Genomic DNA, 12788 nt, shown 5'->3' on the forward strand with positions numbered 1-12788 from the left:
ATTATATATATTTCTAACGAAAGCCTTTATAAAACGAATGATTAAGCGTAGGACCTATTGAAATAATAAACGTAGCTTAAAATGCTTATTGATTTTGCAATTTTTTTTAGAAATTAATGCTTTATGATAAAAGAAATCTAAAAAAAGCTCAGAGCGATATAGAATCGAGCTTCAGTGAAAGAGAGGATGATAAAAATATATAGGTTGCAATAAGATTGTTTAAATTAAAAATGGTGGAGTGGTTATTCGGACAATCAGAAAATGGGAGGTATTCTTAAGATGAGCGTGAAGAAAGTATTAGTAGTTGGCCTGGGATTGATGGGGAGGGGGATCCTTCAAGTGTGTGCCCAATCGGGACTTGAAGCATATGGTTATGATATGTCGGAAGAGGCCGTCAGAAACGCGACTGGATTTATTTCAAAAAGTTTAGAAAAGCGTGTAAAAAAGGGAAAGATGACTGAAGATGAAAAAAATAGTGTTTTAAAAAACATAAAAGCTGTCAATTCATTAGAAGATGCAAAAGATGTAGATCTTGCTATAGAGGCAGTTTATGAAGATATCAACGTGAAACAAGATGTCTTTAAAAAATTGGATGCTGTTTTACAACCTAATGCGATAATAGCATCAAACACCTCTGCTTTACCAGCCACGCCTCTTGCATCGGTTACGAAAAGACCTGACAAATTTATGATAATACATTTTCATCAGCCGCCAACAGTGATGAGGTTAATTGAATTGGTAAAAGCTATTCAAACGAGTGATGAAACAGCTGCAACGGCTATGGAGTTTTGTAAAGCAATTAATAAGGATCCTGTACAAATAAATGTTGACTGTCCTGGGTTTCTAACAAATAGAACTATGATCCCGTTACTTAATGAAGTTATTTACTGTATTTACGAAGGGGTTTCCAGCAAAGAAGATATCGATCTGGCGTTCAAATCTGGATTTAATTGGCCAATGGGCCCAGTGACACTGTGTGATTTTATTGGGTTGGATACTCTGCTGCATATCATGGAGGATTTACATCACCGGCGGGGGGGGGATAAGTTTATACCTTGCCCACTCTTAAGCAATATGGTGGCAGCGGGGTATTTGGGACATAAATCAGGAAGAGGCTTCTACGATTATTCGAAATAATTAAAACGTTAAAGATCCTTAGTTGGTGTTAAGAAGGGTACTTTGAGAAGGCTCAATGATAATTCTTTTGTGCCTCTGAAAAAACGAACGTTCGTCTTTGTTTAAATAAAACCGTCAATTTGATTTCCAGCGAAAACGGAATCAGTAATCGATAAATTAAAAGGTATTGAAAAGAGGAAATTACTTTTTTGAAGGAAACATGGCTAGGCTAATCTCTTCAAGGTGATCCTGGACTACGCATATATTCTACAAGTCATATTTGCCATTTTTGTAAAATTTTTATGCTATATGAAATATGCTTGTAAATGCAATAGCTATGCCGAATTTAAACGGTGTAGCGAAAAAGCAAATCTGTGCGTGTAACACTAACGTGCAAGCGTAAATGTTTTGTTGTACTGTGTATAATAGATGTTTTTTTGTTGAAGTATATGCCGCGCAGATTTTGCATTCTAGTAGCGTATATATTTTTTGTATTGTAAATTATTGTATAGGACTTGTTGATGAAAATGGCATAAACGAAATTTAGTAATATAATGAAAATGTGTGAGGAATTTAAGATATGGAAGAAGTAGTCATTTGTAGTGCTGTCCGTACACCTATCGGTAATTTTTTGGGAAAGCTAAGCGGGGTTAGCTGTACGGAGTTGGGAGCTATCGTAATTAATGGCGCCATTGAGAGAGCTGGAATTTCTAAAAATGCCGTAGACGAAGTTGTAATGGGGAATGTGCTTCCATGCGGATTAGGCCAGAACCCGTGTAGACAGGCAATGATAAAAGCCGGAAATTTGTCTTTTGACGTCGGTGCATTAACAGTTAACAAGGTATGTGGTTCTGGACTAAAGGCAATTATGCTTCTCGTGCAGGGAATTCAAGCTGGAGATGCTAGAGTAGGTGTAGGTGGGGGTATGGAGTCTATGAGCCAGGCGCCCTATTACTTAGACAAGGCTAGGACTGGATATCGAATGGGGGTGGGGGTCATAGCTGATCATATGGTCCATGATGGGCTCTGGGATGTGGTAAACGATTTCCATATGGGCTATACAGCTGAAATTATATCAGAAAAGTTCAAAGTATCCAAAGAAGAAATGGATCAATGGGCGTTTGATTCAAATATGAAAGCGATAAATGCTTGGGATGAAGGGAAATTTTCTGAGGAGGTTATACCTGTTAAAGTCACTGGTCGAAATGGTATGACAATTACTATCGACAGAGATGAAGGGCCGCGTGTGCCAGATTTATCTGAGATTAGGCATCTTCGGCCTGCTTTTAAAAAGGACGGTCTGGTTACAGCGGGGAATTCATCTAAAATTAGTGATGGGGCCGCGGCTCTCCTTGTGATGGGTAGGAGACAAGCTGAGGAATTAGGGTGCAGCATAATGGCAACAATAACTGCGCAGGCTGCAGGAGGGCTAGGTCTCGAAGATGTACTAATGTCGCCCATTAAAGCAATTCCTAAAGCATTGAGTAAAGCAGGTCTGAAGATTGATGATATAGACATCTTTGAAATAAATGAAGCGTTTGCCGCTTCGACTGTTGGCGTTATGAAAGAGCTTGGGATAAACCCTGAAAAGGTGAATGTGCATGGTGGGGCAGTGGCTCTTGGGCACCCAATAGGGGCTAGCGGTGCGAGAGTTCTGACAACGCTTTTATACGCGATGAAAGACATGAAGGCCCGGAGGGGGGTAGCCTCACTATGTCTTGGAGGTGGGGAAGCTGTTGCTTTGGTTGTTGAGATGTAAAAATAAAAAGTACTAAAATGGAGAAGGATCGCGTATTGGATGATATATTTTCTGGTTTTGTTTAATCGTGCGGGTTGTTATTGCACCACGTAGAAGAGTTCGCATGAAAGAAAAAAATTCGCACGTGAAAGAATTGTAAAATAAAGAGATGGATGCTGAAAGCAAATTTTATGTATCGATATAATGGCATAGAATTAAAACCTTTCATGTGTTCTTCTAGAATGCGAATTGTATAAAATAAGAAAATAAACATTTATTTAAGTTATATAATAATTATATTGATGAATTGAAAAAAATAATGAGTTAGTATCTACAGGTAATTAGTAAGATATTGATTTATTGCAAAGTTAGGTGCATAAAAAATGAAACTGTTGTAAAAATTGCATTGATACGTACGAGTGTGAATTGCTATATAACACATAATTGAAATGCTTGGAAAACATAACTGTATTTTATTTACTGAATGGAAAATGTAATTAATATGGCACAGTAGAAAAGAGATATCCCTATAAAATAGAACGATTCGTTATTTAGAAAATTGATGTTGGAGGTAGCTTGTGAGTGTTGAAGATAAAATACAAGAGCTACAAAAAAGAAATCGAGAAGCTGAGCTTGGCGGGGGACAGAGGCGAATTGATGAACAACATGCCAAAAGTAAACTCACAGCGAGGGAACGAATAGGCTTTCTTCTTGATGAAGGCACTTTCGAAGAGTTGGACAAGTTTGTTTTGCATAGGTGTCATGATTTTGGGATGGAAAAGCAGAGAGTACCTGGGGATGGCGTTGTTACCGGGTTCGGCACCATAAATGGGCGACTTGTATTTGTCTTTGCTCAGGATTTTACGGTTTTCGGCGGCTCATTGAGTGGCGCGTTCGGAGAGAAGGTTTGCAAAATTATGGACTTGGCACTGAAAAGCGGTGCCCCTATTATAGGTTTGAATGATTCTGGTGGTGCTAGGATACAAGAGGGAGTTGTCAGTCTCGCAAGTTATGGAGAGATTTTTAAAAGGAATGTGTTTTGCTCGGGTGTTGTGCCTCAGATTTCTGTTATTATGGGGCCATGCGCAGGAGGGGCTGTTTATTCACCTGCCCTAACGGACTTTATAATCATGGTAAAAAGAACAAGCAACATGTTCATTACTGGGCCAGAGGTGATAAAAACAGTTACTGCTGAGACTGTAACTTCGGACGAGCTTGGAGGAGCTCTAACACATAACGCAAAAAGCGGTGTCGCCCACTTCGCAGCTGAGTCTGACTATGACGCATTAGATAATGTTAAGAAATTATTAGGCTTCCTGCCGCAGAATTTCAGGGAAATGCCTCTAGAGAAGGAGTGTGTAGACGACCCAAAGCGTACCGACAAGTCGCTTAACAAAATTGTGCCTACGAATCCGCGGACGCCGTACGATATGAAAGAGATTATTCACTCAGTTCTGGATAATCATGAGTTTTTCGAAGTGCAGAGGCGATTCGCAATGAATCTGATCGTAGGGTTCGGGCGATTGAATGGGATGGTTGTGGGAATCGTGGCCAATCAGCCTCGAGTTCTCGCGGGGTGCCTTGATATCAACGCTTCTCTGAAGTGCTCAAGATTCGTAAGAACTTGTGACTGCTTCAATATTCCACTTGTTACGTTTGTTGATGTGCCTGGCTTTCTGCCTGGTATTAATCAGGAATATGGCGGAATCATAAAACATGGTGCTAAGATAATATACGCATACTGTGAGGCGACTGTTCCGAAAATTACTGTTATTACTAGGAAGGCGTATGGTGGAGCATATGATGTAATGTCAAGTAAACATCACGGGGCTGATATAAATTTCGCATATCCAACAGCTGAGATTGCTGTAATGGGACCTGAGGGGGCTGTGAATATTATATACAAGAAAGAAATTAACGGCGCAACGAATGGTGAGCATATAAAAAAGAAGTTTGTTGAAGAATATCGTGAGAGTTTTGCAAGTCCATTCAAGGCGGCTGAGTTGGGATATATAGATCACATCATTTTTCCTGAAAACACACGGCCTCGACTTATAAAAGCCCTCAAAATGTTAAAAACAAAAAAGGACTGGATTCCAGAGAGACGACATGGAAACGTTCCTTTGTAGAGGGTGTGGTAGTTCAAGGGAATTATTAAATTTTTATATTATATACTAAGTTTGTAATTTAAGTAGGAGATTGAAATGTACGACTTGTTAGAAGAAGGCGTTATAAATCCTCTTAAGATTCAAGATAATACGTTTAGAGATGGTCACCAGTCCCTTTTAGCTACTAGGATGAGAACTGATGACATGATTCCCATCGCTGAGAAGATGGATACGGTGGGGTTTTGGGCTATGGAAGTGTGGGGGGGGGCGACCTTTGATACGATGCATAGATTTCTAGGGGAGGATCCGTTTGAAAGGATCAAAACTTTAAAAAAATATATTAAGAAAACCCCTTTTTCTATGCTTTTGAGAGGCCAGAATCTGGTTGGATACCGAAATTATGCAGATGATGTAAGCAAGCTTTTTGTGGATAAGAGTTGCGAAGCTGGCATGGATATTTTTAGAGTGTTTGATGCGTTAAACGATTTTCGAAATTTCCAGACGGTTGTTGAACGAATAAAGGCTAACGGGAAACATTTTCAAGGTACCATATGCTATTCACTGACAGAACGCCGTATGGGGGGTGATGTTTTTAATCTTAAGTATTATGTTGAAAAGGCAAAGGAGATTGAAAGAATGGGAGCGGATACGCTATGCCTTAAAGACATGGCTGGGATTATGGCTCCATTTGACATAGCGAAACTTATTATTGAATTGAAGAAAGAAATTGGAATCCCTATTCACCTGCATACGCACTACACCAGCGGAATGGCTTCGATGGTGTATCTAGAGGCGATTAAAGCAGGGGTGGATATTATAGATACATGCCTTGCACCGTTTGGGTTGAGAACTTCGCAGCCTGCTGTTGAGCCGATCGTTGCAACCTTATTTGGTACAACGAGAGATCCTGGCTTTGATTTAAATGTCCTGCTTGAATTGGGTGATTACATTGAGACGGTTGCCCCAAAATACCGCGATTATCTTGCAAAACACCGAATGTCTGTTATTGATACGGGAGTTTTGGCGCATCAGGTGCCTGGGGGTATGATCTCCAATCTTGTGAGTCAACTGACGGAAGCGAAGGCGCTTGATCGACTGCCTGAGGTGTATAAGGAGGTTGCAGTAACCCGTCGTGAGCTTGGAATGCCTCCATTGGTCACTCCGACCTCGCAGATCGTTGGTGTACAAGCCGTTCTTAATGTATTATTTGGCAGGTACAAGATGGTGACAAACGAGGTGAAGGATTTAGTCTATGGGTTGTATGGGAAGACCCCTGCTCCCGTTGATCCTGATATACAAGCTAAAGTGTTAAAAAACTATAAGCGCGGACAAACTCCTGTGAGAGGGCGTGCTGCAGATTATCTTGAGCCTGAGCTAGCAGATGCGAAGCAAAAAATAGGTAGTTTAGCTAGAGATGAATATGATCTTCTTATCTTCGCATTATACCGGCAGAGCGGGGAACAATTTCTTAAGTGGAAATATGGTTTAGAGGCGAGACCTCAAAAGATAAGAGCTAAGACTTTTGAAGAAATCGAAAAGGAAGATCAGGCTCTTGCTGCCGCTCTGAAGCAGGTATGCCTAACAATATGAGGGAAAAAGTCTAATGGTTAACGGAGAACAGTGAGTAATGAGAATTCATGAATACCAGGCGAAAGAGATCATGCGGAGTTTCGGCGTGCGAGTGCCCGAAGGCGTAATTATTGATCATGCCGATGAGGCTAGCAATGCCTGCAAGGGGGTCAAGGGACCTCCATGGGTTGTGAAAGCTCAGGTGCATGCTGGGGCCAGAGGCAAGGGAGGTGGGATTATTGTTTGTTGCGATGCCAATGAAGTTCTTGAGGCAGCGAAGGCCATGCTTGGAAGATCCCTTGTGACGGTTCAAACTGGTTCAGAGGGCGTCAAAGTAAGGAAGGTCCTCATCGAAGAGTGTATCGATATCTTCAGCGAATTCTACCTTGGGGTTGTAATTGATCGTGCCCATGCGAAACCTGCAATGATTTTCTGTCCGGCCGGGGGAATGGAGATCGAGGAAGTTACGGCTGTGAAACCGGAGCTTATTTGGAAAGAGTATATTTACTCTGGAATCGGTCTGATGCCCTTTCAGACGAGGAATTTAGTTTACCAGCTGGACCGACTTACCAGTGGTGATAGCATAAAAAAACTGAGGAGCGTTATGAGTAGTATGTGGTCGGTATTTAGCAGTTGTGATTGCTCTTTGTTGGAGATTAACCCTCTTGCTCTAACAACAGGTGGGGAATTTATCGCGCTTGATGCAAAAATGAATTTAGATGACAACGCGTTGTATAGGCAGAGAAAGATGTTTGAGCTTGATGCTGGAGTTGAAAAAGATCCATCAGAGGCAATTGCAGATGCGTATGATCTTAATTATATTCGATTGAATGGAAGCATCGGGGTCATGGTAAATGGTGCAGGGTTGGCTATGGCGACTATGGACCTTATCAAGGCTGCTGGTGGAGAACCTGCTAATTTTCTTGACGTTGGTGGTGGTGCCAACGAAGAGAAAATAACAAAGGCGTTCGAAATTATTTTGAAGGACAGACGAGTAAAAGCGATCCTTGTAAACATCTTTGGTGGAATACTTCGATGTGATGTTCTTGCCCGAGGAGTCGTCTCTGCGGCTGAGAAGAACGGTGTGGGCGTTCCTTTAATCGTGAGACTGGAGGGAACGAATGTAGCCGAGGGAAAGAAGATTTTTGAGGAATCCGGCGTGGAATTTCTGGTTGCACAGAATCTATTGGAGGCGGCGGAATTGGTCGCTAGGCAGGTTTCAGGAGAAAACTGATTATGAGTATACTGCTCGATGAAAACAGCAGGGTGATCGTTCAAGGCATTACCGGCCGAGAGGGTGTTTTTCATGCCGAACAGATGCTTAATTACGGGACGTCGATAGTTGGCGGTGTTACTCCTGGAAAAGGAGGACAAACAGTATCGGGTGTTCCGGTTTTTAATACTGTATATGAAGCTGTGAAAAGTGATGGCGCAAATGTATCGTGTATTTTTGTCCCACCGGCATTTGCTGCCGACGCCATCATGGAGTCTGCCGCAGCCGGAATAGAACTCATTGTATGCATTACTGAGGGTATTCCCACGATGGATATGGTAAATGTGATTGCGTACTTGAAAGAGAAAAATTCTATTTTGATTGGTCCTAATTGTCCAGGTATTATCTCGCCTAGTAAGAGTAAGGTTGGAATCATGCCTGGAGCAATACACACTCAAGGGCATATGGGAGTTATCTCAAGAAGTGGAACACTTACCTATGAAGTAGTCGACCAGCTGACCAAAATGGGACTTGGTCAATCGACGTGTGTAGGTATCGGAGGGGATCCTATAATCGGAAGTAATTTTATTGACCATCTCAAGCGCTTTGATGAGGATACTGAAACGAAAGGCGTTGTACTCATCGGAGAGATTGGTGGGAGTGCTGAGGAAGAAGCGGCTCAGTACATAGAAAGCGATTTTCAAAAGCCCGTGGTGGCTTTTATTGCGGGACAAACTGCTCCCCCGGGAAAGCGAATGGGGCATGCAGGGGCTATAATTGCTGGAGGAAAGGGGAGGGCCGAGGATAAAATTCGCGCTCTGAGATCTTCCGGTATTACCATCGCTGTCAGCCTTGCTACTATTGGCAAAACTGTTTTGGAGGTAGTAGGACCGGATTAGAAACGTTCGAATGCGGCAGGGATTAGGGTATTTTTTATCCGAATTTTACTTGATTAGTTTTCCGTTAGGGATGTCACTACGAACGTTAGGGGAGAGGGAACTGAAATGGCCATTGATACCAGGGCTGCCGTTCTGACAACAGAAAGTGCATCGGCATATTTGGATTGGCTCCAGATGCTCACTGGGGCTGGGCTTATCCTATTTATGTGGAGCCATATGCTTCTGGTTGCTAGCGTTAACTTAGGTGCGAACGCTATGAACACGCTTGCCAGATTTCTTGAGGATACCTACATGGCTCAGGTGGGGGGGCCGTTTATCGGTGCAACGTTTTTGATGCACTTCGTTTTAGCTGCCCGGAAGGTGCCTTTCAGGGTGGAGGACCAGAGCAGCATATGGAAACACAGCAAAAGACTTAAGCATTCGGACACTTGGCTGTGGTTGATTCAGGCCTTTACGGCGATGATTATTCTCATTATGGGTTCTATACATATGTGGACGATACTCACCGACCTTCCGATTACGGCTGCCAAAAGCGCAGCCAGAATACAAGATGGATTCTGGCTTGTGTTTTATCTCATCCTTCTCCCCATTGTTGAAATTCACGTTGGAATAGGATTTTATCGAATTGGAGTGAAATGGGGGTTGATTAAGCGAAAAGGTCGAAAGAATTTCAAAAGATTCGAGAATATCTTGACAGGGGTATTTATACTAATTGGGCTTGTCACGATCATTCGCTTTGTGACACTGACCGTCTGAGTTATGAACACGGATTCTATTTCTCTACCAATCGTCAGCTTTCGACAGGGGTTATCACGTTGGAAACCATATTGACCGATCTACTGTGCATCGGTGCTGGTCTAGCCGGCGAACGGGTCGCCGTTGAATCAGCTTCGAGTGGATTTAGAACCATCTGCCTGAGCATTGTGCCGCCACGACGCTCTCATTCTTCCGCTGCTCAAGGGGGTATGCAGGCGGCACTCGGGCACTGCGCCATGGGCGAGGGAGATTGCCCCGATGTGCACTTTCTAGACACTGTGAAGGGGTCCGATTGGGGGTGTGACCAGGAAGTGGTCAGACTGTTCGTGGACACAGCGCCGATCGCAGTTCGCGAGATGGCATTCTGGGGTATTCCTTGGAACCGGGTAGTACCGGGCAAGTCGTCCTACTTCAAGGGAGGGCAGAAATATGAAAAGGTTGAACCCACTGAAAGGGAGGGTCTTATCACTGCCCGGGATTTTGGTGGGACGGCCAAGTGGCGTACCTGTTACACATCCGACGGTACGGGGCATACGCTCCTTTACACCATGGACAACAAAGTCGTGGAACTCGGAGTGACGGTGCATGATCGCGTGGAGGCGATATCTCTTATCCACGATGGAGAGACGTGCAGCGGTGTGGTGGCCCGTTGCCTGAAAACAGGCAAACTTCGAGTCTATCTGGCCAAGGCGACGCTGATTGCAACGGGTGGCTATGGCAGGATCTACCGCGAGACCACAAATGCCGTGATCAACGAAGGCTCCGGCGCCATCCTTGCTTTGGACACCGGAATCGTTCCCTTGGGAAACCCGGAGGCGGTTCAGTTCCACCCGACCGGCATTGTTCCTACCAATATCCTTGTGACAGAAGGGTGCCGGGGCGACGGAGGGACGCTCCTTGATGTCAACGAGGAACGCTTCATGCCCCAGTACGAACCGGAGAAAGCTGAACTTGCCTCGCGCGACGTGGTGTCGCGCTGGATGGCACAGCACATTCGGCAGGGTTTCGGGGTCAAGAGTCCCTACGGCGATCACTTGTGGTTGGATATCCGCCACTTAGGGGCACAGCACATCAAGACGAAGCTCCGCGAAGTGGAGGAGATTTGCAACAATTTTTTAGGGGTGGATCCGATCACCCAGCTCATCCCGGTGCGCCCAGCCCAGCATTACAGCATGGGAGGTGTACGGACGGACAAGGATGGCGCCGCCTACGGTCTAAAGGGATTGTTCGTAGCCGGCGAGGCGTCCTGTTGGGATATGCACGGGTTCAACCGCTTGGGCGGCAATTCCTTGGCCGAGACTATTGTGGCCGGCAGGATCGTGGGCAGTCAGATCGTTGAATGGCTGCAGGGGTATGAAACACAGTTCAAGACCTCCACAGTCCGGGACCGGGTGGGCCGCGATGAGGAGCGGATCAGGCGGCTGTGCACAGGCGCCGGCGGCAGGGAAAACGTCTTTGAAGTACTCAACGCCATGCGGGCTGAACTGATGGAGCGCGTCGGGATCTTCCGAAACGGTTCGGATCTTCAAAAAGCCGTCGAAAATCTGCAGAAAATTCATGAGAGGGCGCAAAAAGTAGGGCTCGGATCCAACGGGCTTGGAGCTAACCCCGAACTGAGCCTGGCCCTCAAGATCGATAGAATGCTGAAGCTCGCGCTTTGCGTTGCCTACGCAGCCTTGCAGCGCGAGGAGAGCCGAGGTTGTCATTCCCGGGAGGATTTTCCCGCGAGAAACGATCGGGATTGGTTGAACCGGACCCTGGCTATATGGAGGGAAGGAAACGATCTGCCGACCCTCGACTATGAGCCAACCTCAAAGCTCATGGAGATCCCTCCTGGCGAAAGAGGGTATGGCGTGTGCAAGATTATCACCTGCGATGGGGATATCATAGGAGACTGAGATCATGCGAAGAGTGCTGACGTTCAATATTTTCCGTTACAACCCGCAGGATCCCGCATCTAAACCTCACACGGACCTCTTCCGCTTGGAAGAAACCGACAGTATGACGCTGTTCATTGGGTTGACCCGTATCCGGGAGGAGCAGGATCCCTCTCTCCAGTTTGATTTTTGCTGCAGGGCGGGTATTTGCGGTTCTTGCGCCATGCTGATCAACGGCATGCCGGGCTTGGCATGCAAGACTCTCACGAAGGACCTGCCCGAGAATATCACCCTCATGCCCCTACCGGTTTTCAAACTGATCGGGGATCTCTCCGTGGATACGGGCACATGGTTCAGGAGCATGAATGAACGAGTTGAATCATGGATTCACACCACAAAAGCGTTTGATCCGGGTGCCGAAGAAGAACGTATGGGTAACCACTTGGCCGAAGAAATTTACGAGTTGGAACGCTGCGTCGAGTGCGGATGCTGTATTGCAGCTTGTGGCACGGCCAACATGAGGGGGGATTTCATGGGCGCCGTTGCATTGAACCGGATCGCACGTTTCATGCTCGATCCTAGGGATAATAGGGCGGACCGGGAATATTTTGACGTGATTGGAACAGACCAGGGCATCTTCGGGTGCATGGGGCTCCTGGGGTGTGAGGATGTGTGTCCCAAGAACCTGCCGTTGCAGGATCAACTCGGCATGCTCCGACGTAAAATGGGATGGACCGCGGTTAAACATTTGTTCCGCTTCTAAGCTTATTCTGAGGTCAGACATTGGTAGGGTTACTGTTATGTCACGTACACGATTTCGGATGTTCGGTGGGAGTTTGGTCCTGTTTTTTCAAAGTTCCTCGGCGCTCTTTGCTCCGCAACCCATGTTTGAGCTGTGATGTTACGGAACACGATAAGTGTAATCAGCGAAACGGACAGATAAACAAGTAAATTTAGATCCTGCTATATTTGTTTAAATCTAGAAGAAGTAGCCTTTCTGGGGTTAATAACGGGAGAGATTCGATGATCGAGATGCGTTTTCACGGCCGGGGCGGGCAGGGGGCGGTCACCTCGGCGGAGTTGCTGGCTCGGACGGCCATCCATCTCGGGCGGTATGCCCAGGCCTTCCCGAGCTTCGGCCCCGAACGAAGAGGCGCCCCGGTGGTGGCCTTTTGCCGGATCGATGACAGGCCGATTCGTTTACGGACCAATGTGAACCACCCCGATCTGGTCCTGGTGCTGGACCCGTCGATTCTTCGTCTGGTGGACGTCACTGCCGGGCTCAAAGAAGACGGGGTGATCGTGAGCAATACGCGCTTCACGGGCATGGAGATCCGGGTGGAGCTGGGCATCCTGCATGCGATCGCCACGGTCGATGCCACGCGGATCGCCCTCGAAGAACTGGGGGTTCCCATCACCAACACCACCATGCTGGGGGCTTTGTTGAAGGCCGATGAGATCTTTCCGCCGGCGGAGCTGACCGAAGCCCTCAGGGCGCGCTTCGGCCGGGTG

Annotated in this window: 10 protein-coding genes; all 10 read left to right on the top strand. The window is 45.9% G+C overall.

Annotation, left to right across the window (positions count from 1 at the left end):
• Positions 1-279: 279 nt before the first annotated feature.
• Complete coding sequence (locus H567_RS0118005) at positions 280-1137, top strand: 3-hydroxyacyl-CoA dehydrogenase family protein (protein WP_028322453.1); 858 nt, start codon at positions 280-282, stop codon at positions 1135-1137.
• A gap of 559 nt (positions 1138-1696) precedes the next feature.
• Positions 1697-2875 (top strand): thiolase family protein, encoded by a 1179-nt coding sequence (locus H567_RS0118010; protein ID WP_028322454.1) that lies wholly within the window; start codon positions 1697-1699, stop codon positions 2873-2875.
• A gap of 557 nt (positions 2876-3432) precedes the next feature.
• The gene (locus H567_RS0118015) at positions 3433-4983 is read left to right on the top strand and encodes an acyl-CoA carboxylase subunit beta (RefSeq protein ID WP_028322455.1); all 1551 of its coding nucleotides are present in this window, start codon (positions 3433-3435) and stop codon (positions 4981-4983) included.
• 75 nt (positions 4984-5058) lie between these two features.
• Entirely contained in the window at positions 5059-6552 is a 1494-nt protein-coding gene (locus H567_RS0118020) for a pyruvate carboxylase subunit B (protein ID WP_028322456.1), read from the top strand.
• A 37-nt stretch (positions 6553-6589) separates the two neighbouring features.
• Positions 6590-7765 (top strand): ADP-forming succinate--CoA ligase subunit beta, encoded by a 1176-nt coding sequence (sucC, locus tag H567_RS0118025; protein WP_028322457.1) that lies wholly within the window; start codon positions 6590-6592, stop codon positions 7763-7765.
• A gap of 2 nt (positions 7766-7767) precedes the next feature.
• A complete protein-coding gene (gene sucD, locus H567_RS0118030; RefSeq protein WP_028322458.1) occupies positions 7768-8643 on the top strand; it encodes a succinate--CoA ligase subunit alpha in 876 nt (291 codons plus the stop codon).
• A gap of 105 nt (positions 8644-8748) precedes the next feature.
• Positions 8749-9399, top strand: coding sequence for a succinate dehydrogenase/fumarate reductase transmembrane subunit (locus tag H567_RS0118035; RefSeq protein WP_028322459.1), 651 nt, complete (start codon positions 8749-8751; stop codon positions 9397-9399).
• Positions 9400-9458: 59 nt separating this feature from the next.
• Positions 9459-11297 carry a fumarate reductase flavoprotein subunit gene (locus tag H567_RS0118040; RefSeq protein ID WP_028322460.1) on the top strand — a complete coding sequence of 613 codons (1839 nt, stop codon included), beginning with the start codon at positions 9459-9461 and terminating at the stop codon, positions 11295-11297.
• A 4-nt stretch (positions 11298-11301) separates the two neighbouring features.
• Entirely contained in the window at positions 11302-12039 is a 738-nt protein-coding gene (locus H567_RS0118045; protein ID WP_028322461.1) for a fumarate reductase iron-sulfur subunit, read from the top strand.
• Between the two features lie 260 nt (positions 12040-12299).
• The coding region (locus H567_RS0118050; protein ID WP_028322462.1) for a 2-oxoacid:acceptor oxidoreductase family protein at positions 12300-12788 on the top strand (489 nt) is incomplete at its 3' end.

It is taken from the genome of Desulfatiglans anilini DSM 4660, from assembly GCF_000422285.1.
Lineage (GTDB): Bacteria > Desulfobacterota > DSM-4660 > Desulfatiglandales > Desulfatiglandaceae > Desulfatiglans > Desulfatiglans anilini.